This is a genomic window from Corallococcus exercitus (assembly GCF_003611585.1).
Classification (GTDB): domain Bacteria; phylum Myxococcota; class Myxococcia; order Myxococcales; family Myxococcaceae; genus Corallococcus; species Corallococcus exercitus.
The window spans coordinates 13,700-36,367 of sequence record NZ_RAVW01000006.1 but is presented as its reverse complement, the minus strand read 5'-3'; the positions used below and the strand labels follow the sequence as shown (position 1 = coordinate 36,367).

The window sequence follows — 22,668 nt, the reverse complement described above, 5'->3', positions numbered from 1 at the left end:
AGGGCGTCAGCAGGGGCACGGGGAGCTCAGGAGGCCTTGGAGGTGGCGGAGGAGGCGCGCTGGGCGACGCCCTCGCGGTTCGGCGCGGCGACGGCGGTGTCCGGGTCACCGCCCTTGCCGCCCAGGGAGAGGCTGTCCGCGATGATCTGCGCGCGCACGGCGCGGGCCAGGCCCTCTCGGTCGTTGTCCGCGAAGCCGGTGGTGTCGATGGGGCGGCCAATCTTCACGCGCACCGGGCCCGGGGTGATGTTCCACGAGTTCTTGGGCATCACGTTATCGGTGCCCTCGATGGTGACGGGGCAGATGGGCACGCGGGCCTTGAGCGCGAGCGCGAAGGGGCCCTTCTTGAAGGGCAGGATGCTGCCGTCCTGGGAGCGGGTGCCCTCCGGGTACAGGAAGATGCTGGTGCCCGCGCGGATCTGCCGGGCGGCCTTGTCCAGCGACGCGATGGCCGACGAGCGGTCGCCGCGGTCGATGAAGATGTGACCCGCGATCCAGAGGTACCAGCCGATGAAGGGCACCCAGCGCAGCTGCGACTTGGCGACGAAACGGAAGTCCACCGGCACGGCGAGGAAGTGGGCCGGGATGTCGAGCGTGGACAGGTGGTTGCCCACGTAGATGGTGGGCCGCTTCGGGTCCACGTTCTCCCCGCCGATGACCTCCAGCTTCGCGCCCCCGGCCCACAGGAGCACGGGCGACCAGAGCCTCCGGGCGACCCCCACCGAGCGCGACGGGTTGAGCGTCACGAGCATCGCGAGGCATGCGATGGGGAAGCAGACCGCGGACCACACCGTGACCACCAGGATGCACCACAGCTTGCGCAGCATGCGTCGCCTTTTCTCCTACCGGGTGGCTTGAGCGCCGGACGGGCCCCGGGGGTGCCGCTCACCGGTCGGGCAGCCAGGCGGCTCGGCGGGGGCGCCGGCACGGGCTCCTGGGCGTGCGCAACGGGGCGGGGGCATGCACTTTATCTACCATGGCTCCCCTCGCCATTGTTTCTGGTGAATGCCGCTCGCTGGGGTTACAAGCAAGGGTGGCGTGGCCAGGAAAAAGTTCATCGCCATCGCGGGCAACATCGGGGCCGGAAAGACGGAGCTCACGTCCTTCCTGTGCCGGAAGTACGGCCTCACGCCGTCCTTCGAGCCCAATGACCAGAACCCCTACCTCGCGGATTTCTACAAGGACATGAAGACGTGGGCGTTCCGCTCGCAGCTCTTCTTCCTGACGCACAAGTTCCGCCTGCACCGGGAACTGGAGCGGACGCCCGGCACCGTGCTCCAGGACCGGACGCTCTATGAGGACGCGGAAATCTTCGCCAAGAACCTCCACCGCCAGCGGCTCATCGACAAGCGCGACTGGTCCACGTACTGGGAGTTGTACCAGACCATCTCCCAGTCGCTCCGGCCGCCCGACCTGATGATCTACCTGCGCTGCCCGGTGGTCACCCTGAAGGAGCGCATCCGCCTGCGCGGGCGCGCCATGGAGAAGGACATCCCGACCGCGTACCTCAAGCGCCTCAACGCCCTCTACGAAGAGTGGTTCGGGGGCTACTCGCTGTCGCCGGTGCTGGTGCTGGGGACGGACAAGCTGGACTACCTCACCGACCTGGTGGACCGCGTGGATCTCTTCCGGCAAATCGAGAAGCACCTGTGAAGGAGGTCTACGTCCTGGCCACCGAGCAGCCCGTGCCGCCGTCCCTGGACGCGCTGCGCGCGGCGTTCGCCACGGACGAGGTGGAGTTCGTGCCGCACGAGGGCGACTGGGGCTTCACCGTGCGGGCGGACGGCTCGGAGGTGAAGGTGGTGCTCAAGCCCCTGTCCGATGGCCGGCCGCGCGTCAGCCAGGAGCTGTTCAGCGGCAGCCCGGAGGCCTTCGCGCGCGTGGAGAAGTCGCAGGCCTGCTACGCGTTCCTCCTGGAGCCGGGCGGCGCGCAGCCCACGCTGCCCGTCTTCGAGGCGCTGTGGACCGTGCGCACGCTGATGGAGCAGGCGCCGGGCGTGCTCGTGGACCTGACGGCGTTCAAGCTGCACGAGCCCGAGGACGTCGTCGAGATCACGGAGCTGGACTTCGACATCCGCGACCACGTGCACCTGCATGCCATCGAGCTGGCGGAGGGGGACACGCCGCTGTGGGTGCACTCGCACGGGATGGAGAAGTTCGGCGCGCGCGACGTGGAGATCTTCCACCTGGGCGAGGGCGACCTGCTGGCCGCGGAGAGCTTCCTCCACGAGCTGTGCACGGACCTGGCGTTCGCGCAGGGGCCGGCGCTGCGCTCGGAGGTGTCCACCAGCGAGGGCCAGAGCTTCACCATGGTCCCCTCCGAGGAGGCCCGCGCGAACCTGCTGGGCGTGCCGCTGGACGCCTTCGAGGGCCACGAGGGGCTGTTCCTCACGGTGGTGTCGCCGCTGGGCCGGCACAATACGGCGGAGCTGCTGGCGACGTACCGGGAGCGCTTCGCCAAGGAGCCGGCCGAGCAGACAAAGGCCATGCACGAGGAGGCGCAGGCGCTCTTGCCCGCGTTCCTGGCGCGCTTCCAGCGCAAGGGGTTGATGGAGCCCCTGACGTTCCTGGTTCGGGCCCCCTTCGAGACGCACCCGGAGGGCGAGGTGGTGGTGGAGAACCTGTGGCTCGAGGCGGTGGCCCGGGACGAGGGTTCCGTCGTGGGCCGGCTGGTGGATGGCGCGGTGCACACCACGGAGTGGCGCAAGGGCGCCCACGTGGAGGTGGAGGAGAAGCAGATCAACGCCCTGGCCATCGCCCGGGAGGGCCGCGCGCTCAACGAGTCCGAACTGCGGAGTCTTTTGACCGCCGAACGCCCGATGTAGCGCCGCGCGTCCAACCCAACGCGTCTTGCGGGTGCCCCGAGGGGCGCTGCTAGGCTCCGCGTCCGCATGCCGGCACTCCTGCTGCTCACGGGCCCGTCCGCGGGGCGCCGGTACGAGGTCGTCTCCCAGCTGACCCTCGGACGCAGTCCCTCCTGCGACATCCCGCTGGAAGACGACCAGGTGTCGCGGCGCCACGCGCAGCTGTTCCTGGACACCATCGCGGGCCAGGTGCGGCTGCGCGATCTGGGCTCCACCAACGGCACGCTGCTCAACGGGCAGCGGCTGGCGCTCCAGGAAGAGGCGGTGCTGCGGCCGGGTGACCGGATGCGCGTGGGCGCCACCATCGCGGTGTACGAGCCGCCGCCGGTGTCCATCGTCGACGAGCCCTCCGGCGCGCCCGCCTCGGAGCCGCAGCACGTCCCCATCGAGGAGGTGCTGCCGCACGTGGGCGCGGCCGCGGCGATGTACTCGGCGGGGACGGCGCTCCTGGGGGCCACCAGCGAGGCGATGGTGCTGCGGCGGCTGTCCGAGGAGACGGCGCACGCGCTCAACGCGGACCGCGCGGCGGCGCTGTTGAGCGGACCGGAGGGACTTCGCACGGCGGCGGTGTCCGGCGCGGCGTCCGTGGAGGTGCCTCGCGCGCTGGTGCAGGCGGCGCTGGAGCGCAAGGAGCTGGGGCGGACGGACACGGCGCTGTGCTCGCCGCTGGTGGCCTCGGGCGGGATGCCCTTTGGCGTGCTGTACGTGGAGCGCGAGGAGTCGCCGTTCACGGAGGGCGAGGGCCAGTTGCTCGCATCGCTGGGACGGCTGGGTGGCGAGGCCTATACGGCGGTGCGCTCGCGCGTCGAGGCGGAGGCGGCGGAGATGCCCTGGGTGACGCCGCTGGGGACCTCGCGGGCGTTCCGGGGCGTGGTGGAGGAGGCTCGGCGCGCGGCGGGCAGTGCCGCCCCGGTGGTGCTGTACGGCGAGCCGGGCACGGGCAAGGCGCTGCTGGCGCACTTCCTCCATGGACGGTCTCCGCGCGCGCTGGGGCCGTGGGTGACGGTGGAGTGCCGGCAGTCCCTGGAGGCGGTGGAGGTGGCGCTCTTCGGCCGTGCGGGCGCTCCCGGCCAGCTTCCGGTGACGTCCGCGGTGCTGCGCGCGGACGCGGGCACGCTGCTCCTGCGCCACGTGGAGGCGCTTCCCCGGCCCGCGGCGGAGCGACTGGCGCGGATGCTGGCCCGGCGCGCGGCTCCGGCGCGGCAGGGCGGCGAGGAGCCCGTGGACGTGCGGATCGTCGCCACCAGTGCTTCGCCGGTGTCTCGGCTCGCGTCCCGGGGAGAGTTCGACGCGGCGCTGGCCCGGGGACTGGCGGGCTTCGAGCTGGAGGTACCTCCACTCCGCGAGCGGCGGGGCGACGTGCCGGTACTGCTGGAGCACTTCGCGCTGCGTGGCGCCCGGCAGGGAGGGCGGGAGGCACCGGTGCTGGGACCGGAGGCCCGGCGCCTGCTGGCGGAGTATCCGTGGCCGCAGAACGTGCGCGAGCTGGAGCTGGTGGCGGAGCGGCTGGGGCGCGTGTACGCGGCGGGCCACGTGGGCATCCCGCAGCTGCCTCCGGAGGTGCGCGAGGGCGCGGTGGGGCAGGCGCCTCGCACGTTGCAGGAGAAGGTGGCCCGCCTGGAGCGCGACGCCATCGCGGAGGCGCTTCGCGAGTCCGGCTGGAAGAAGGTCCGCGCGGCGGAGCTCCTGGGCATCAGCCGGCCCACGCTCGACCGGAAGATGGAGGAGTACGGGCTGACGCTGGAGCGGGGGACTCGCGGCTGAGCGGTGTCAGGCCTTCGTGACCGCGGTGTCCTTGCGGCGGCTGATCAGCACGCCCGCGAGGATGAGCGCCGCGCCGAGGATCTGGAACAGGGTGGGGCGCTCGCCGCGAATCGCCCAGGCGGTGAGGGCGGCGACCACGGGGATGCCCGTTCCGTAGAGCGTCGTGCGGTTGGTGCCCACCTGCTGCACGCTTCGGAACCACACGAAGTACGCGAGCACCAGCGGCACCAGCGCCGAGTACACGAGGGCGATCCAGCCCGCGGCGCTCACGCGCGACGTGTCCAGCGCGATGACCTGGGAGGCTCCGGCAAGCACCACGCCCGGGGCCCCCGTGAGCATGGTGATGGCGGTGACGCGCAGCGCGGACACGTCCGTGCCCACCGCGCGCGTGCCCACCGTGTAGATGGCCCAGCACAGCGAGCTGCAGACAATCAGCGCGTCGCCCGTCCACGTCGCCGCGCCCAGGTTCGGGCCCCGCGCTCCGACCACGAGCAGCATTCCCACCACCGCGAGGGAGAGCCCCGCGACGACCGGGCGCCGCAGCCGCTCGATGCCGAGCGCCGCGCCCAGCGCCGCCGTCACCACCGGGCTCACCGCCGTGAGCATTCCGCTGTTGGCCGCCGTGGTCCGCGCGAGCCCTTCAATGAAGAACAGCTGGTACAGCGTGTTGCCCACGAACCCCAGCGCGGTGAGCCGCAGGAACGTCTTCCACGGCATCGGCTTGTGGCCTTCCACCGCGAACAACACGAGCCCCATCGCGATTGCCGCGAGTCCGAAGCGCAGCGACATGAAGGCCCGGGGCGGCATGCCGTCCAGCGCGTCCTTCACGAGGGTGTAGTTCGTTCCCCAGACGACCACTACGGCGATCATCGCGACGTCGGAGGCGGAGAGGAGACGGGCAGGCGCTGCGACCGCGGGCGACGAGGTGCTCACGCGGCGGGGCATAGGGCGCCGCGAGTCCGGATGCAACCGACGGAGCTGCAACGAACAGACAGCCCCGTGCCGCATCCACGGCAGCCGACCCGCACGCGCGGTGCTCCGCCCGGGCGACGTCACGCGGACGTTTCCCCACGCCCGTGCTTGTCCGGCCGCCCCGCCCATGGCGTAAATGCCCGCCCATGGACTTCCGCTATTCGGACGAGGTGCGGCGCGCGAAGGACTCCGGGCAGCCGCTGGTGGCGCTGGAGACGAGCGTCGTCGCGCAGGGCCTGCCGTATCCCGACAACCTGGCCGCCGCTCGCGCGTGCGAGGAGGCCATCCGCCGCGCTGGCGCCGTGCCCGCGCCCATCGCCATCGTGGACGGCGAGGTGTGGATTGGCCTGGAGGACGCCGCGATGCGCCGGCTGGCCGAGGGCAAGGAGAAGCTCCTCAAGCTGGGTTCGCGCGACCTGGCCGTGGCGATGGCCACCCGCGCCAGCGGCGGCACCACCGTGAGCGCCACGTGCGAGCTGGCCGCGGCGGCGGGCATCCGCGTCTTCTCCACCGGCGGCATCGGCGGCGTGCACCGGGGCGCCTCCGAGCACTGGGACATCTCCCAGGACATCGCGGCGCTGTCCCGCTACCCCGTCGCCGTGGTGTGCGCGGGCGCCAAGTCCGTGCTGGACCTGCCCAAGACGATGGAGCTGCTGGAGACGGCGGGCGTGCCCGTCATCGGCGTGGGCACGAACGAGCTGCCGTCCTTCTACAGCCGCGAGTCCGGCCTCTCCCTGGAGCACCGCGCGGATGACGCGGAGACCGCCGCGCGCATCGCCCACGCTCGCTTCGACATGCTGGGGCAGGGCGGGGTGCTCTACACCGTGCCGCCTCCGGCGGAGGCCGCGCTGGGCCGCAACGACGTGGAGCTGCACATCGCGTCGGCGCTGGCGGACGCGGACCGCCAGGGCGTGCGCGGCAAGGCCGTGACGCCGTTCCTCCTGGGCGAGATGGCCCGGCGCACCGGCGGCAAGACCCTCAAGACGAACCTGGCGCTGCTGGAGAACAACGCCCGCTTCGCGGGGGCGCTGGCCGTGGCCTACGCCCGCCTCGCGAAGCGCTGAACGCCGCGCGGCGACGACTCAGGACGCGCGGTGCTGGAACCAGGACATCAGGTCCTCCAGCGCCGCGCGGTCCACGTCGTCGAAGGTGTTCTTGTGCTCGGAGTCGATGTCGAGCACCGCGAGCAGCTCACGGTTGCGCCCGTACACCGGCACGACGATCTCCGACGCGGAGCGCCCGTCGCAGGTGATGTGGCCCGGGAAGGCGTGCACGTCCGGCACCACCACCGTCTCTCCCTTCGCCGCGGACGTGCCGCACACGCCCTTGCCGAAGGTGATCTCCAGGCACCCGAGCGTCCCCTGGTAGGGGCCCACGCGCAGCAGCTTCCCGGGCGTCACCACCCGGTAGAAGCCCGTCCACAGGTGGCCGAAGGCGTTGTGCAGCAGGCAGCTCATCGTCGCCATCGCGCAGATGTCGTCATCCACGCCTTCGAGAATGGCGAGCGCGTGCGTCTTCAGCTCGGCGTATGCCTCGGTCTTGGGCTGACCGCGCAGATCCAGGGTGACTTCGGCCATGATGGGGTCCTCTGTCAGGAAGTCCGTCCCGCCCCTTCTAACAACCCTCGTGCCCGCTGGCACAGGAGGTCGTGTGGAACCGCTCGTCCTGGATTCGCGAACCCGTCTGCTCGTGCTCACCGGTGCCGGAGTCTCCGCGGAGAGCGGGGTGCCCACCTTCCGGGGCATGAACGGGCTGTGGGAGAACCACCCCGTGGAAGCCGTGGCGTCCCCACAGGGCTTCGAGGCGAACCCCGCGCTCGTCTGGCGCTTCTATTCGCAGCGCCGTGCGGGGGCGGCGGACGTGAAGCCCAACCCGGGCCATGACGCGCTGGTGCGCTGGGAGCAGCACCTGGGGGACCGCTTCCTCCTGGCCACCCAGAACGTGGACGGCCTGCACACGAAGGCGGGCAGCCAGCGCGTGGTGGACATGCACGGCAACCTCTTCCGCACGAAGTGCGCGGACTGCTCGCGCCAGCCCTTCTCCGACGCCACCGTGCACCCGTCGGGCACGGTGCCGAAGTGCGACGCCTGTGGAGGCCGGCTGCGGCCGGACATCGTCTGGTTCGGGGAGATGCTGGCCCCCCAGGACCTGGCGCGCATCGGCGAGTTCATCACGCGCCAGGACGGCACGCGGCTGGTGTTCCTGGCCGCGGGGACGTCCGGCGCGGTGTGGCCCGCGGCGGGCATCGTGGACGAGGTGCGCTCCGTGCGCGGGGACACGTGGCTCGTGAACTACGAGTCCGCCGCGAACACGGAGCGCTTCCACCACTTCGTCCAGGGTCAGAGCGGGCAGGTGCTGCCCACCCTGGCGAAGCTCGTCTGAGTCCCCGGGCTCACGGCCCCCGGAGGACCGTGAGCCCCTGGTCGGTGAGGACCAGCAGCATGCTCGGCTTCACGGTGGGCTCGTAGACCATCTGCAGGACGCGCTGGCCGGACACCTCCTTCACCTGGGCCAGCGTGGTGCCGTCGGCCTCCAGCCGCCAGAGGCCCGCGCCGTTGGTGCCGATGTAGAGCGCGCCGTCGTCCGTCGCCTTGAGCGACAGGATGCGGTTGGTGGGCAGGCCCGCGACCTTCGACCAGTTGCCCGCCGAGCGGGACTTCGGCGTCAGCGCCCAGACGCCGTACTCCGCGCTGCCCAGGTAGTAGCGGCCCGAGCTGACCTGCTCGAAGGCGCGCCAGTAGTCGTCGGTGGCCTGTCCGTTGATCAGCTCGTTGTAGCTCTTGAACTTCCAGGGCGTGGGGCCTTCCCAGGTGAGCTCGCGGTCCCACTCCTCCAGCTTCGGGCTGGGCACGAGCACGCCGAGCATCTGCTCGTTGGCGACGAGGACGTCACCGTTCGGCGCGATGCCCAGGCCATGCATGTAGGGACACTGCAGCGAGCCCCACTCGGAGCCGTCCTCGAACAGGTACCAGCCCGGGTGGCGGTGGCTGTTGTAGGTGAGCCCCTGGACGCGCGTCACGCCGTGGTTGGTGGTGATGTAGAGGTCGCCGCGGTCGCGGCCGCGCGTCACGCGAGCGCAGTTGAGGACGGAGCGGTCCTCCTCGTAGTGGAAGTCATTGGTGTTGTGGATGCCCGCCTGCCGGTCCTTGTTCGACGCGCCGGTGGTGCGCCACAGGTGCTCCTCGAGCGCGACGCTGCCGTCGGGTTGGACGCGGACGGCGTCGAGGTCTCCCTTCTGGTACTCGGCGAAGCGCTCGGGCGTGTAGCCCGCTTCACCCCTCCAGGGGATGTACGTGCGCTGCTCGATGCCCTCGGCGCGCTTCATCTCGTTGGCGGTGTAGCCCACGTAGGCGCGTCCGGCCGCTCCGCCGCAGATGACCGAGGAGCTCATCGCGAGCGCCTCCGGGCCAAACGGCTCACGCGCCTGGCCGACGCCGGTGGTCCACGTGGGAGCGGTGTCGCCCGGGCGCAACACGCCGATGCGGCGGCCGTCGAGGAACCAGAGGTTCAATCCCTCATCAACGCCGACGCTCTGGGGTTTGCCGACGCCATACGAGCGCGTGTAGTCGAGCACCGCGTCCGTGGGCCACGGGCCCGCGTCGGGTGTTTCGCCGGTGCCGGCATCCGGATCCGGCGTCGTCCCCGCGTCAGGAGTTCCGCCCGCATCCGGCGTCCCTCCATCTTCGTCAGGAGGGGGCGTGCCGGAGTCCGGTAGAGAACCCGGCGGGGGGAGCGTGGGAACTTCGTTTCCGTCGGTTGGATCGACGACAGGGTCGTCCTGCGGATCGACTGTCGGCGACCCGTCGTTGCAACCCGCCGACAGCAAAGACATGACCACCAACCCCGCCCCCACCACGCCTACGCGAATACCCATTCCGTGTGTTCCTCCACGGGGACTCCATGGCAAGACCCGGGCCAGCGTGTTTCGCGTCAGGTGGATTCAATCCCTTGCGTCAAGGGCGGCGCGTGCGCGGCCCGTGTTGGCGTGCCTTCCAGGACCCTTCGCCCCGAGCCCCGCCATGTCTCAGGAACGCTTCACGACCAGCCGCGAGGTGTATCACCGCATCCGGTGGGATCCCCGGCTCGATGCCCGCGAGTTCGCCGTCGGCTACGACGCGCACCGCGGCGCGATGGAGGAGATGCCCTTCGAGGCGTTCGTTCCCGATGGCGAGATTCCCTGGCACCGCGTCTGGTACTTCAAGCGCGGGCCCCAGGTGGTGTGGGACCGCAAGGAGCGCATCGACCTGCTGAGCAATGCCCGGCCCGAGGAGGAGGAGCCCGCTCCGCCTCCGCTCCTCGCGGTGCCGGGTTTCACGCAGCTGCCCGCATGGCGGTACGACGCGCGCTCGGGCTCGTGGGCACAGGGCTCGCGTGATTCAGGCCACGCGGTTCCCAGTCCGGCTTCGCTCACCGTTGCCACCTTCAACGTCCTCTTCGACCTGTACGACGCGGAGCTGCTGGCGACCGATCGCAGGACCCCGGCGGCGCTCGCGCTGCTGCGTGAGACGGACGCGGACGTCCTCGCGCTCCAGGAAGTCACTCCGTCCTTCCTTCGGGCCTTGCTCGCGGAACCCTGGGTGCGTGAGCACTACTGGCTGTCCGACGGTCCCGGCGCGCACACCGTGGAACGCTATGGCCAGGTGCTCTTGTCGCGCGTGCCGTTCGCCTCCGTGTGGCAGCGCGTCTTCTCCCGGGACAAGCGCATCATCACCGCCGAGCTGCACCTTGCCGAGGGCACGCTGTGGGTGGCCACGCCGCACCTGACGAGCAACCGTGACGCGTCCGGAGCCTCCGCGCGCGCCGTGCAGGTCGAGGCCCTTCTCGCATGGGCCCGTGCACTCAGTGCCTCGGGTGACAAAGAGGCTCCGGACCTGGTGCTGGCCGGTGACTTCAACTTCGGTGACGGAGCGCCGGAAGCGGAGTCCTTCGCGCGAGCGGGCTTCGTCGATGCGTGGTCCTCGCTGCGGCCTTCGGAAGCGGGGGAGACGTTCAACCCCCGGTTGAACACGCTGGCGGCGCTCACCACCGTCTCGGGACGGCTCCAGCGGTTGGATCGGGTGCTCGTGGCGTCTCCTTCGGGCAGGTTCGCTCCAGCGGCCGTGGACCTCTTCGGCGAAGCGCCCCTGGCGGGCCCTCCCGCGCCCAACGGACAGGCCCTCTTCGTGTCGGATCACTTCGGACTGCGCTGCGTCCTCCGCCGGGAAGCGGCCACGCTCGCACCGCGGACCTCCACGGCGCTGGTGCACCACACGGCCCTGGTGCTCATTCCCCCGGAGGCCGTCTGGGGACCCATCCAGGCGCTGCGCAAGAAGCACGACGCGAAGTTCCAGCGGTGGATGCCCCACGTCACGCTGCTGTATCCCTTCGTCCCGGAAGAGGACTTCGAGACGGCGGAGGCGCTCCTCGTGGATGCCCTCCAGGGCGTCGAGCCCTTCGAGGTGACGCTCTCCACGTTCGGCCACTTCGAGCACCGCGCCAACGCGACGGCGTGGCTCCGTCCCGATGATCAGCCCTCCGGCGCGCTGGCGGCCCTGCACGCGAGGCTCGTGGCGGCCCTGCCCGAATGCGCCACGTCCACCCATGGCGGCTTCACGCCGCACCTCTCCGTGGGCCAGCTCCCGCTCTCCGAGGACCTCGTCCGAGCACTCGCCGAGTGGCAGCGAAGCTGGCGGCCACTGAAGTTCCGCGTGGGCGAGCTCTGTCTCATCCGGAGGAAGGGTGACACGCCCTTCGAGATCATCCGGCGCATCCCCCTGGCACAGGCACGAAGGGCAACGCCGGAGCACGAAGACGCTCCATTGCGCGAGGCACTGAACTCCGCCGGCGCCAGCGAAGCCCAGGACGGGCACGCGGCCAGGACCGCGGCGGTGGAACAGCTTCGACAGCACTGCGAACGGATCGGCACCACGCTGCATCCCTATGGCTCGTATCTCCTGGGCACGGATGGCGCGGGCAGTGACGTGGACGCGGTCGCCATCGGCCCGGCGAGCCTGCCCCGCGAGGACTTCGCTCAAGCGCTCCTCCAGGAACTGGCGCCCGGCACGGCCCGCTACGTGGCGGATGCCGCCATCCCGTTGGTGAAGCTGTCCCTGGGCGGCGTGAGCTTCGACCTGGCTTATGCGAGCCGTCCGGAGGGGGTGCCCGCTGAAGACCCCCTGACGCTGCTCGCGCGGCATGGCGACCGGCTGGACCCCGCGGGCCTCCGCGCCGTGCTGGGATTGGCGGACACGTTGGGCCTGATGGACGCCATCGCCCGTGACGGCGGAAGGACCGAGCGGTTCCGGACCCTGCTGCGCGCGGTGAAGGCCTGGGCCCGGGCGCGAGGCCTCTACTCGCACGCGCTGGGCTACCTCGGCGGGCTGTCGTGGACGCTGCTCGCTGCGTGGGCCTGCACCCGTGCGACCCCGGACGCGATGCGCTCCGACGCGTCGCTGCTCGCGCACTTCTTCAGCACCTTCGCCTCCTGGCCGTGGCCCCAACCCGTGGCGCTCACGCCCGAGACGGCGCGCTACCGGCCCGACGGCAAGCGCGACCTCCTGCCCGTTATCGCTCCCTCGCTCCCCGCGCGAAACACCGCGCGCAACGTGTCGCGGTCCACGTTCCGCGTCATCCGGGAGGAGCTGCTCCGCGCCCGCGAGCTCGTGGCCAACGCCCGCGCCGCCCGCACTTCCTCCGCATGGGCAGCGCTCTTCCAGCCCCTCGACGCCAACGAAACCCCACCGGCCGCGCTGCGCCTGTCCGCCGAAGCCGCTACCCCCGAGGACCGGGAGAGCGTCGCGGGTTGGGTCCTCGGACACGTCACGGCCCTGGTGTACCGGCTGGAAGGGGACCGGCGTCTCTCCGTGCGCCCGTTCCTGCCCGCGCACGCTGGGGGCGCCCTGCTCATCGGGCTGGAAGTGCGTGAGGCCCGGGACGCGGCGGCGTTGTCCTGGCAGCCCCAGGGGCCGCTGTTCGCGGCCGTGGAGGCGTTCCGCGCGTCCTTCCAGGAATGGGCGCACCGCCCAGCCGGCGCGGTGCTCCAGGTCGAACTCGTGCGTGGCAATGACAGCTCACGGAGCGACGCTCCCGCTCCGTAAAGCCTGTCACCCAGCCGCCCGCGTTACTTCGCTCCCGCGAGCCACGAACCCCAGCGCACGATCCGCGTGCCGCCCTCCGGCTCGTTCTTGCCGCCCGTCACCACGCGCTCGGTGCTGCTGGCGAGCGGCTGGAAGCGCGCCTCATAGGGCAGGCCCGCGAGCCCCGGCGCCCATGGGTCGGCCGCCCAGGTCTGCGAGAAGGCGCGCTGGGTGCCCTCCACGTTCTCGCTGCTCTGCTCGATGAGGGCGGGCGCGTTCCGGCCCTCCGCGCTGAACGTGCCACGGGTGCCGGAGAGGGCGGCCGCGGGCGGCCATTCCCCCGCGGACAGCACCTCCCAGGGCAGGCCCATCAGCAGCTCCTCCAGGGGCTCCGGCTCGGCCTGGGAGAAGTCGGAGCAGGGCGCGGCGTTGGCCTCGACGGGGCCTTCGGTGCGCAGCAGGTAGCCGCGCTCGGCGCTGAAGCACACGCGCTGGACTCCGGGCGTGGTGCCCGCCACATCCACGAACCGGTCGTAGTACGCGCCCGGACCCAGGGGCCGCTCCAGCGCGGGCGCGGGCGCACTGGCCTCCGCCGAACCCTCACGGACCTCGCGCAGCTTCAGCTGGAAGCCCCCCTGCGCGCCGAAGCCGGACGCCTCCATGCCCGCTTCAATCAGGCCTCGGGTGAGGTACAGCGGGCCCGGCGCGTTGGCGTACACGCGCGTGCGCAGCGGGCCGTCCACGGGGCGCTGATCGCTGACGTAGCGGAGGGCCTCCCAGCTGCGGCCCGCGCTGGAGGCGACCTCTGCGGTGGCCTTGCCCCCATGGGGCACGTCGAGCGGGCGCGTCGTGTCCGCACGCACGGGGAAGAGCAGATCCCGAGCCAGCCGCGCCTGGGACAGCGGCCGGCCCGCCTCATCGGTGAAGGCCGCGCGCACCCAGACCCAGGGCTGCTGCACGGCCACCACCTCCAGGCTCAGCCGCCCCTGGAGGCTGCGTGCGGTGCCGCTGCCGCCCCGAGGCGAGGGGCCCTGCGTCGCGCTGAAGTCGTAGGTGATCCGATCCCCCACGCGCGCCCGCGCCCAGGCCTCGGCGGACTGCACGGCTGAGGTGTCCTGGGACCGCGTGTCGGAAGGGGACGGGCCGCTCGACTTCGTGCTCTCGCAGCCGGGGAGGAACGACAGGGCCGCACCCAACAGCGCGGCGATGGGGAGGGAAGGGCGCATGGACATGGGGACGGGATATCCCGGGAGTGGATTCACTCCCAGCTTTAGCAGGACCTACATGGATTACATGGAATAACGGGGTAAATAGGACCCCGGGGTGGGTGACTGATTGAAAGACACCCCTGACCGAAATCAGGAGGCCCCCCTGGGCACAACCAAAAGAGCTGTCCTGACAGCTACTTGTGATTCAAAACGTCACGCTGTTTTACACCCAGTTTCTTGGAAGCTGGAGTATCGGCGCACCATGAAATTCAACAAAATCGAGTTATTCCCTCTAGCGCGCGGTTGGCCCGGCAGTTGCTCAGTGGCTGGGCAAGCTGTCCGCGGCTGACGGGAAGGTCAGGCGGCAGCGGATCTCCCCCGAACCAGAGGAACGACGAATGTTCAAGAAGGCGGCAGTCCTCGTGGCGAGCTGTGGTGCGATGCTGTCTGGCTGCGGTACCGACCTGGAGAGCGAGAACCAGGAGATCGTCGCCAACCTGATCGAGGCCGGCTTCCCGGCGGACGACATCATGGAGGCGGACGGTCAGGTGTACGTGGGCCGTGACGCGCACGTGAGCCTGGCGGCGTCCCGCGAGATGCTCCAGACGGGCAAGGAGACCCAGGAGCAGTACCGCACGACGAACCTCGTCTCCTCGAGCGTGACGAAGATCTGCGTGAACCCCACGTCCACGTTCAACAGCTACACCCGCCTGAGCCAGGGCCTTGACCTGGCCATCCAGAACTACAACCAGCGCGGCCTGAGCTTCACGATGGCGCGTGGCCCCACCACGGGCTGCAGCGCGAACATCACCGCGACGGTGACCTCCGGCGCCGGCGGCTCCGCGGGCTTCCCGTCGGGCGGCCTGCCCTACAACACCATCAACATCGGCACCAGCCTGAACACCTACAGCGTGGACGTGAACGAGCACGTCATCACGCACGAGCTGGGTCACACCATCGGCTTCCGTCACTCGGACTACTACAACCGCGCCATCTCCTGCGGCGGCTCCGCCAGCAACGAGGGCACCGCGGGCGTGGGCGCCATCCTCATCAGCGGCACGCCGAGCACCGCGACGGTGGGCGGCTCCATCATGAACTCCTGCTTCCGCTCGACGGAGACCGGCGAGTTCACCAGCTCCGACATCACGGCGCTGAACGCCCTGTACTAGTCTCCAGCAATGGCGTTGCGACCCCTTGAGTCCTTCATGAGTCCGTGGGGTCGCATCCTCACGGGCACCTTCGTCCTCCTGGGCCTGATGGCCTGTGGAAAGGAGAAGGTGCCCGTGGTTTCACATCCGGCGGTCTGTGAGAGTCCCACGGCGTCGCGGGTGCGCCAGCCGTCGGAGGTGCGTGGCCTGACGCAATGTGGCCCGACCGCCGACTTCACCCCCATCAACAGCTACCAGGGCGAGTTCGCGGACGTCGCGCAGGCGAGCGAGGACGCGGTCGTCCTGATTGACGGGCGCTGCACTGGAACGCTGATTGAAGCGAGCGCGGGGCCCGTGGTGGTGACGGCGGGGCACTGTGTCGCGCTCGGCGACCGGCCGCTGCTCGTCTTCAACTTCGAGGAGCAGTCCGACGGCGACCCGCTCATCACCGAGGGCACCGTCATCGAGCAGTCGCTCGAACCCGACTACGCGCTCATCCAGCTTGACGTGCTTCCCAATGTGACACCCGTCCTGCTGACGGCCGTGCCCAGCGAGCGCCTGGCGATCATCCAGCATCCCCGGGGCAAGCCGAAGGTCATCGCCGAGGGCGAGTACCTGGATGCTTGCAATTCATTGGTCTACTACGTGGACCTGGACACCCTGGTCGGAAGCTCCGGCTCGGGCGTGCTCAACCGCCAGGGCCACCTGCTGGGCATCCACACCGACGGCGACTGCGATGAGACGGGCCGCGGCGCCAACCGGGGTTGGACGATGGAAGCGATTGTCGCGGCGTCGCCGTACCTGGTGGACGCGGACATCGTCGAGCGCTGAGGCTCCGGACTCCGCTCGACAGGACCCGAGGGGAGACGACCATGTTCAAGAGAGCGGCGGTGCTCGTGGTGGGCTGTGGTGCGTGGCTGTCCGGCTGCGGTACCGACCTGCGGAAGGAACACCAAGAGATCGTCTCCAACCTGCTGGAAGCCGGGTTCCAGGCGGGCGACATCCAGGTCTCCGAGGACGCCGTCTGCGTGGGGGGCGACGCCCAGGTGAGCGTGGAGGCCTCCCGCGAGATGCTCCAGTCCGGTGAGGACAGCGCGGAGCAGTACCGGACGACCAACGTCGTCAGCACCTCCCTGGTGAAGAAGATCTGCATCAACCCGACGTCCACGTTCACCAGCTACAGCGGCCTGAGCCAGGGCCTGGACCTGGCCATCCAGAACTACAACGCGCTGGGCCTCTGCTTCACGATGGTGCGGGGCTCCAGCACCGGCTGCAACGCGACCATCGTCGCGACGACCGCGGCGGGCACGGGCTACAACTCGGGCTATCCCTCGGGCGGCCGTCCCTATGGGACCATCACCATCGGCACGGGGTGGAACACCGCGCCGCTCGACACGGTCGAGCACATCGTCACCCACGAGCTGGGGCACACGCTGGGCATGCGCCACTCGGACTACTACTCCCAGGTCATCAGCTGTGGCACGGGCGGCAGCGAAGGCACGGCGGGCGTGGGGGCCATCCTCATCCCCGGCACGCCCGCCACGTCCTACGTGAACGGGTCCATCTTCAATGCCTGTCTTCCGCCGAACCCGACCGGCGAGTTCACCAGCACGGACATCACCGCGCTGACGTACCTCTACCGCTGCTGAGTCTGGCGGAGCGCGGCCCGGAGACGATGAAAGCCGTTCCGGGCCGCCAGCTGCTTCAGCTCAGGGCACGGTGACGGTGATGGGATTGCTGCGCCGCTCGTTGCCCGCGCGGTCCGTGGCGATGGCGACGATGGTGTGCGTGCCGGACAGGCCCGTGGTGTCCCACGTCTTCGTGTACGGCGCGCTGGTGGCGAAGGGCGTGAGCCAGTTTCCGTCCACCTCGAAGATGACGTAGGCCATGGCCTGGCTGTCACTCGCGGTGGCCGCCAGCGTGACGACGCCACTGACCACCGCGCCGTTGGCCGGCGAGGTGATGGTGGAGAGCGACGGCTTCGCGTTGTCCACGATGAACGTCCGGGTGTAGACGGCGGACGCGTTGCCCGCGGCGTCGGTCACCTGGAAGCCCAGGGTGTACGAGCGGTTGCCCAGGAACTGCGTGTTCCACGAGTAGTAGTAGGTGCTGCCGTTGCTGGTGGGGTTGGACGTCACCACGGCGCCGTTCTGGAAGACCTGCGCCAGGGCCACGGGCGCGCCACCCTGAAGGGCCACCGACCACGCCGCGTTGACGGTGCCGCGCACGTAGTTCTGCATGATGGGGGGATTCTGGGGCTGGCTGCTGACGATCAGCGGGGGATTGTTGTCCACCTCGACGCTCACCACGCTGGAGGTGCCGCTGTTGCCGGCGGCATCGAAAGCCTGCGCCGTCAGCGAATGCACTCCTCCCTGGCCCACCGTGTTCCAGAAGACGGTGTACGGCGCTGCGGTGGACGACCCGAGGAGCGTGGTGCCGTCGAAGAAGTCCACGCGGGCGACGCCCACGTCATCCGTCGCGTTCGCGGTGACGGCGACGGTGGAGCGCACGTAGCTGCCCGTGGTCGGCGCGGTGAGCTCCGCGGTGGGCGCCTGGATGTCGGGATCCTCCTCCAGGAGGAGCCGGTCCGTCTGCGCCGTGACGATGAGCTTCAGCGACTGGCCATTCGCGTCGAGCGCGTTGAAGGCGAAGGGTCCTTCACCCGCACTGCCCCGCGACAGGTCGCGCAGGCGCAGGGGAGGGCGCGTCAGGTCCAGCTTCCCGTCGGCGCGCACCGGCCAGTCCCGGAGCAGCTGGGCAACGCGCTCCCGCGAGGCGGCGCTCTGGAAGCTCGACTCGGGGCCGGACTCCTTCGCGAGCCAGCTCCGCACGAAGTCCTCGGGGGCCTGGGGGCCGCTCAGCCGCGCCACCAACTGGCTGAAGGTCGCCGCGTCCTCCTGCCGGGTCTGCGACACGGTGGTGTCTGGGTTGCCCGTGACCTCACCACAACCAACGACAGCCAGCGTGCCCGCACCGACGAGCGCGGCGACGAAACCGCGGGTCCCTCTCGAAACGATTCGCATTTGGATTTCCCCTCAGGCGGGCGCCCGCGTGGGGTGGAGCGCCCGTGACGAAAGACATATCAAGAATGCCTTTCGGGGGTTCAGGGGAATTCTATTTGAGAAGCTTGTTGCCCCAAGCGGATCAGTCGGCCTGAGTCTGGCGCTTCGGCGTGAGCTGTGCTTCGAGCGTCCGTGCCCAATGGGCAAGCACCTTGCGGCGCCGGGCGGTGTCGTCGTGGAGCAGGTTCGCGAGCGCCAGGCCGCGGAGGAGGTCCAGCGTCGCGCGCACGGCGTCGCGCACGTCGCGGTCGCGCTCATCCAGCCCCAACAGCTCCACGGTGAGCCGGTGCACTTCGCGACCCACGTGCGTTTCGAGCGGCAGCAGGAGCGCCTTGAGCTCCTCGTCGGCCCCGGCGGCCACCCACAGGTGCGTCGCGGCCGTGAAGAGCGGGCCGGCGTAGACGTCATGGAGCAGGTTCAAGAGAGGCTCGACGCGCCGCCGGCTCTCCGACAGGCCCTTCGCGCGCCGCACCAGCTCCTCGACCTGCTGGTGGAAGACGTGCTCCACGGCGGCCGCGACGAGGGCCGCGCGCGTGGGGAAGTGGTGCTGGCAGGCGCCGCGCGACACCCCCGCGCGCTCGGCGATGGCGCCCGTCGTCGCCCCCGCCCAGCCCTTCTCCACCAGCACCTCGATGGCGGCCGTCATCAGCTTCTGCCGCGTCACCCGGCTGCGCTCCTGCTCCTGCCGTGTCGTCCCGCTCGCCGTGCCGCTCATGGATCCACACTGTTGCGGCGGGAAGAAAAAAGCAATCGTGATTGCTTTCTTTGAGGGGAGGGGTACAGACTCGCCGCTCCCTGGCACAGGAGGTGCGATGGACGGGCGATCGCTGCGCATCGGCAATGCATCCGGCTTCTACGGCGACCGTTTCTCCGCGTTCCGGGAGATGCTGGAGGGCGGTCCGCTCGACGTCCTCACCGGCGACTACCTGGCGGAGCTGACCATGCTCATCCTGGGCCGCGACCGGCTGAAGAACCCGGCGAGCGGGTACGCGAAGACGTTCCTTCGCCAGCTGGAGGAGACGCTCGGCCTCGCGGTGGAGCGGAAGGTCCGCATCGTCGCGAACGCCGGTGGCCTCAATCCGGAGGGGCTCGCGAACGACCTGCGCGCGCTCGCCACGAAGATGGGGCTGTCCGTCAACATCGCGCATGTCGAAGGCGATGACCTCATCGGACGCGCGGACGAGCTTGGCTTCGACCAGCCCCTCACGGCGAACGCGTACCTCGGGGGCTGGGGCATCGCGGCGTGCCTGGACGCGGGCGCGGACATCGTCGTCACGGGGCGCGTGACGGACGCTTCGCTCGTCGTCGGCCCCGCGGCCTCCCACTTCGGTTGGAAGCGCGATGACTGGGACCGCCTCGCGGGCGCCATGGTCGCGGGCCACGTCCTGGAGTGCGGAGCCCAGGCGACCGGCGGCAACTTCGCGCGCTTCGGTGAAATCGACGTGCGGCGGCCCGGCTTCCCGCTCGCGGAGGTCTTCGCCGACGGCTCGAGCATCATCACGAAGCATCCGGACACCGGGGGCGCCGTCACTGTCGACACGGTGAAGGCCCAGCTCGTCTATGAAATCGGCGGCGCCCGCTATGCGGGCCCTGACGCCACCGCGCGCTTCGACACCATCGTGATCGACGCGGAGGGCACCGACCGGGTGCGCCTGTCGGGCGTGCGCGGCGAGCCGCCCCCTCCGGACGTGAAGGTGTGCCTGAACAGGCTCGGCGGTTTCCGCAACGATGCCCAGTTCGTGCTGGTGGGCCTGGACATCGAGGAGAAGGCCGCGCTCGTGCAGGCGCAACTGGATGCGACGCTCAAGCCCCGGCCCGCAGAGGTCCTCTACACGCTCGCGCGCACCGACCATACCGACGCTCCCAGCGAGGAGCAGGCGTCGGCGACGCTGCGGGTCACCGTGAAGGATGCCGACCCGAAGGTCGCCGGCCGTTCCTTCAATGGCGCCGTGGTGGAGCTCGCCCTGTCCAGCTACCCCGGCTTCTTCCTGCCCGCGCTGCCCGGTGACGCTTCGCCCTTTGGCATCTACACCGCGGGCTATGTGGACGCGCGGAAGGTGCCGCACGTCGCGGTGCTCCCGGATGGGCGGCGCATCGACGTGTTGCCGCCAGAGGAGACCCGGAAGCTCGAAGCCGTCCCGGTGCCGTCGCTGCCCGCGCCGCTGTTGTCGGGGGGCGCCCGGCGCGTGCCGCTCGGCCAGGTGGCCCTGGCCCGCAGTGGGGACAAGGGCGGGGACGCGAACATCGGCGTCTGGGTCCGCACCGACGAGGCCTGGAGCTGGCTCGTGCACACCCTCACGGAGGAGCGGCTGCGCACGCTGCTTCCGGAGACGCAGGCGTTGAAGATCCAGCGCCACGTGCTCCCGAACCTGCGTGCCCTGAACTTCGTCATCGAGGGACTGCTCGGCGAAGGCGTCTCGTCGTCCACCCGCTTCGACCAGCAGGCGAAGGCGCTGGGCGAGTGGCTGCGCTCGCGCCACGTCGACGTCCCGGAATCGCTTCTCTAGCGCCTTCGCGCGCTCCCAAGTCCCAGCGAGGAAGCCATGCAGCAGACCCAGGAACACCGCGCCATCCGCCAGACCGTCCGCAAGTTCGTGGAACAGGAGCTGAACCCGCACGTCGACGCCTGGGAGGCCGCGGAGATTTTCCCGGCCCGGGAGGTGTTCCGGAAGCTGGGCGAGCTCGGGCTGCTCGGCATCACGAAGCCCCCGGAGTTCGGCGGGCTGGGGCTGGACGCGTCGTTCTCCGTCGCCTTTGCCGAGGAGCTGGGCCACTGCACCTGCGGTGCGCTGCCCATGGCCATTGGCGTGGTGACCGACATGGCGACGCCCGCGCTCGCCCGCTTCGGCAGCGATGCGCTGCGGCGGGAGTTCCTGGCGCCGACGCTCACCGGCGAGCGCGTCTGCTCCATCGCGGTGAGCGAGCCGGGGGCCGGCTCCGACGTGGCGAGCGTGACGACCACCGCGCGCCGCGACGGCGACGACTACGTCATCGACGGCAGCAAGATGTGGATCACCAACGGCATGCAGGCGGACTGGGTCTGCCTGCTCGCCAACACGGGGGATGGACCTGCGCACGCGAACAAGTCGCTCATCATCGTGCCCATGGACCGCCCCGGCATCACCCGGTCGAAGATCCGCAAGCTCGGCATGTGGGCGTCCGACACGGCGCAGCTCTTCTTCGACGGCGTGCGCGTCCCCACGCGCTTCCGCATCGGCGACGAGGGACGCGGCTTCGCCATGCAGATGCAGCAGTTCCAAGAGGAGCGGCTGTTCGTGGCGGCGAGCACGCTGGTCACCTTCGACCGGCTCATTGCCCAGACGGCCGAGTACACGCGGCAGCGCAAGGCCTTTGGCCAGTCCATCCTCGACAACCAGAGCGTGCACTTCCGGCTGGCCGAATTGCAGACGGAGGTCGAGGCGCTCCGGGCGCTCATCTACCGGACCGTCGGCATGTACATCGAGAACAAGGACGACCCGGAGGTCGTGAAGCTCGCCTCGATGTGCAAGCTCAAGTCGGGCCGGCTGGCCCGCGAGCTCGTCGATGGCTGCCTCCAGTACTGGGGCGGCATGGGCTTCACCTGGGACAACCCCGTCGCCCGCGCCTACCGCGACCTGCGCCTGGGCTCCATCGGTGGCGGCGCCGACGAGGTGATGCTCGGAATCATCAGCAAGGCCATGGGCACGCTGCCCCGCAAGGCACGCTAGGAGAACACGATGGGATACCGTTCAGTCTTCGCTCCGGATGCGTTCGCGGGCCGCACCATCATCGTCACCGGCGCTGGCAGCGGCATTGGCCGGTGCACCGCGCATGAGCTCGCGTCGCTCGGCGCGCACGTCGTCCTCGTGGGCCGCAAGCAGGAGAAGCTCGCCAAGGTCGCCGGAGAGCTGGCCGCCGAGGGCCATGCGTCCACGCAGCACGCCGTGGACATCCGCGACGAGGCGGCGGTGCGCGACATGGTCGCCGCCGTCGTCCAGGCGCGCGGCCGCATCCACGGGCTCGTGAACAACGCGGGCGGACAGTTCCCGTCGCCGCTGTCGGCGATCTCCAAGAAGGGCTTCGAGGCGGTCGTCGCGACGAACCTCACCGGCGGCTTCCTGGTCGCGCGCGAGGTGTTCAACCAGTCCATGACCGACCACGGCGGCGCCATCGTGAACATGCTCGCGGATGCCTGGAACGGCATGCCGGGCATGGGGCACTCGGGCGCGGCCCGCGCTGGCATGTTCAACCTGACGCAGACGGCCGCCGTCGAATGGGCCTTCGCCGGGGTCCGCGTGAACGCCGTCGCGCCCGGCTGGGTCGCCTCCAGCGGCCTGGACACCTACGAGGACCCCTTCGTCCGCGAGATGATTCCCATGCTGCGCCAGCAGGTCCCCCTGCACCGGCTTGCCACGGAGGCGGAGGTCAGCGGCGCCATCGTCTTCCTCCTCTCCGACGTAGCGGCGTTCATCACCGGCGAGGTCATCCGCATTGATGGCGGCGCGTCCTGCAACACGAAGGCGTTCCCGCTGTCGGAGCACTCGAACTCGAAGCCGTACGACGGGTTCCACCTGGCCAAGGGGCCCGCCATCCTCGACGGCCCGAAGGAGAAGTGA

19 protein-coding genes are annotated in these 22,668 nt (G+C 70.3%); 12 read left to right on the top strand and 7 right to left on the bottom strand.

Going from position 1 to position 22,668, the window contains the following annotated elements; genetic code table 11:
- Nucleotides 1-26 precede the first annotated feature (26 nt).
- Nucleotides 27-827: a lysophospholipid acyltransferase family protein gene (locus tag D7W79_RS01465; RefSeq protein WP_171435318.1), complete on the bottom strand. Its 801-nt coding sequence runs from the start codon at nucleotides 825-827 to the stop codon at nucleotides 27-29.
- A gap of 211 nt (nucleotides 828-1,038) precedes the next feature.
- Between D7W79_RS01465 and D7W79_RS01460 the strand changes: the two genes are divergently transcribed.
- The 3 genes from D7W79_RS01460 to D7W79_RS01450 all read left to right on the top strand — a co-directional run bounded on the left by D7W79_RS01460 (nucleotide 1,039) and on the right by D7W79_RS01450 (nucleotide 4,628).
- Nucleotides 1,039-1,653, top strand: a complete 615-nt coding sequence (locus D7W79_RS01460; protein ID WP_120523526.1) for a deoxynucleoside kinase — start codon at nucleotides 1,039-1,041, stop codon at nucleotides 1,651-1,653.
- Nucleotides 1,650-2,825, top strand: coding sequence for a DUF2314 domain-containing protein (locus D7W79_RS01455; protein ID WP_120523525.1), 1,176 nt, complete (start codon nucleotides 1,650-1,652; stop codon nucleotides 2,823-2,825). Before D7W79_RS01460 ends, D7W79_RS01455 begins: the two co-directional genes overlap by 4 nt.
- Nucleotides 2,826-2,891: 66 nt before the next feature.
- Nucleotides 2,892-4,628 carry an FHA domain-containing protein gene (locus tag D7W79_RS01450; protein WP_120523524.1) on the top strand — a complete coding sequence of 579 codons (1,737 nt, stop codon included), beginning with the start codon at nucleotides 2,892-2,894 and terminating at the stop codon, nucleotides 4,626-4,628.
- Between the two features lie 6 nt (nucleotides 4,629-4,634).
- Here the strand turns inward: D7W79_RS01450 and D7W79_RS01445 are convergent, their stop codons facing one another.
- Entirely contained in the window at nucleotides 4,635-5,561 is a 927-nt protein-coding gene (locus tag D7W79_RS01445; RefSeq protein WP_120523551.1) for a DMT family transporter, read from the bottom strand.
- A 185-nt stretch (nucleotides 5,562-5,746) separates the two neighbouring features.
- Here D7W79_RS01445 and D7W79_RS01440 point away from each other — a divergent pair, with 185 nt between their 5' ends.
- A complete protein-coding gene (locus D7W79_RS01440) occupies nucleotides 5,747-6,664 on the top strand; it encodes a pseudouridine-5'-phosphate glycosidase (RefSeq protein ID WP_120523523.1) in 918 nt (305 codons plus the stop codon).
- A gap of 18 nt (nucleotides 6,665-6,682) precedes the next feature.
- Here D7W79_RS01440 and D7W79_RS01435 read toward each other — a convergent pair whose 3' ends face one another.
- Nucleotides 6,683-7,177 carry a free L-methionine (R)-S-oxide reductase MsrC gene (locus D7W79_RS01435; RefSeq protein WP_120523522.1) on the bottom strand — a complete coding sequence of 165 codons (495 nt, stop codon included), beginning with the start codon at nucleotides 7,175-7,177 and terminating at the stop codon, nucleotides 6,683-6,685.
- A 73-nt stretch (nucleotides 7,178-7,250) separates the two neighbouring features.
- Between D7W79_RS01435 and D7W79_RS01430 the strand changes: the two genes are divergently transcribed.
- The gene (locus D7W79_RS01430; protein WP_120523521.1) at nucleotides 7,251-7,982 is read left to right on the top strand and encodes an SIR2 family NAD-dependent protein deacylase; all 732 of its coding nucleotides are present in this window, start codon (nucleotides 7,251-7,253) and stop codon (nucleotides 7,980-7,982) included.
- 10 nt (nucleotides 7,983-7,992) lie between these two features.
- On the opposite strand, the gene D7W79_RS01425 is transcribed toward D7W79_RS01430, so the two are convergent.
- On the bottom strand, nucleotides 7,993-9,474 hold the full coding sequence (locus D7W79_RS01425) for a hypothetical protein (RefSeq protein WP_120523520.1): 1,482 nt from the start codon (nucleotides 9,472-9,474) through the stop codon (nucleotides 7,993-7,995).
- 145 nt (nucleotides 9,475-9,619) lie between these two features.
- Here D7W79_RS01425 and D7W79_RS01420 point away from each other — a divergent pair, with 145 nt between their 5' ends.
- Nucleotides 9,620-12,676 carry a poly(A) polymerase gene (locus D7W79_RS01420; protein ID WP_120523519.1) on the top strand — a complete coding sequence of 1,019 codons (3,057 nt, stop codon included), beginning with the start codon at nucleotides 9,620-9,622 and terminating at the stop codon, nucleotides 12,674-12,676.
- Nucleotides 12,677-12,699: 23 nt separating this feature from the next.
- On the opposite strand, the gene D7W79_RS01415 is transcribed toward D7W79_RS01420, so the two are convergent.
- On the bottom strand, nucleotides 12,700-13,881 hold the full coding sequence (locus D7W79_RS01415) for a DUF6068 family protein (protein ID WP_276375037.1): 1,182 nt from the start codon (nucleotides 13,879-13,881) through the stop codon (nucleotides 12,700-12,702).
- Between the two features lie 380 nt (nucleotides 13,882-14,261).
- Here D7W79_RS01415 and D7W79_RS01410 point away from each other — a divergent pair, with 380 nt between their 5' ends.
- From D7W79_RS01410 to D7W79_RS01400, 3 genes are read left to right on the top strand one after another with little or no spacing between them, the layout of a single operon-like run.
- Entirely contained in the window at nucleotides 14,262-15,032 is a 771-nt protein-coding gene (locus tag D7W79_RS01410) for a zinc-dependent metalloprotease (protein WP_120523517.1), read from the top strand.
- 9 nt (nucleotides 15,033-15,041) lie between these two features.
- Entirely contained in the window at nucleotides 15,042-15,842 is an 801-nt protein-coding gene (locus tag D7W79_RS01405) for a trypsin-like serine peptidase (protein ID WP_120523516.1), read from the top strand.
- A 41-nt stretch (nucleotides 15,843-15,883) separates the two neighbouring features.
- Complete coding sequence (locus D7W79_RS01400; protein ID WP_120523515.1) at nucleotides 15,884-16,660, top strand: zinc-dependent metalloprotease; 777 nt, start codon at nucleotides 15,884-15,886, stop codon at nucleotides 16,658-16,660.
- A 60-nt stretch (nucleotides 16,661-16,720) separates the two neighbouring features.
- Here the strand turns inward: D7W79_RS01400 and D7W79_RS01395 are convergent, their stop codons facing one another.
- Together D7W79_RS01395 and D7W79_RS01390 are read right to left on the bottom strand one after the other, a co-directional pair.
- A complete protein-coding gene (locus tag D7W79_RS01395) occupies nucleotides 16,721-18,034 on the bottom strand; it encodes an Ig-like domain-containing protein (protein ID WP_120523514.1) in 1,314 nt (437 codons plus the stop codon).
- A 121-nt stretch (nucleotides 18,035-18,155) separates the two neighbouring features.
- Entirely contained in the window at nucleotides 18,156-18,788 is a 633-nt protein-coding gene (locus tag D7W79_RS01390) for a TetR/AcrR family transcriptional regulator (RefSeq protein WP_120523513.1), read from the bottom strand.
- A 97-nt stretch (nucleotides 18,789-18,885) separates the two neighbouring features.
- Between D7W79_RS01390 and D7W79_RS01385 the strand changes: the two genes are divergently transcribed.
- Genes D7W79_RS01385 through D7W79_RS01375 form a run of 3 tightly spaced genes read left to right on the top strand, consistent with a single transcriptional unit; the run spans nucleotide 18,886 to nucleotide 22,668 of the window.
- The gene (locus tag D7W79_RS01385) at nucleotides 18,886-20,580 is read left to right on the top strand and encodes an acyclic terpene utilization AtuA family protein (RefSeq protein WP_120523512.1); all 1,695 of its coding nucleotides are present in this window, start codon (nucleotides 18,886-18,888) and stop codon (nucleotides 20,578-20,580) included.
- Nucleotides 20,581-20,616: 36 nt separating this feature from the next.
- Entirely contained in the window at nucleotides 20,617-21,780 is a 1,164-nt protein-coding gene (locus D7W79_RS01380; protein ID WP_120523511.1) for an acyl-CoA dehydrogenase family protein, read from the top strand.
- A 9-nt stretch (nucleotides 21,781-21,789) separates the two neighbouring features.
- A complete protein-coding gene (locus tag D7W79_RS01375; RefSeq protein ID WP_120523510.1) occupies nucleotides 21,790-22,668 on the top strand; it encodes an SDR family oxidoreductase in 879 nt (292 codons plus the stop codon).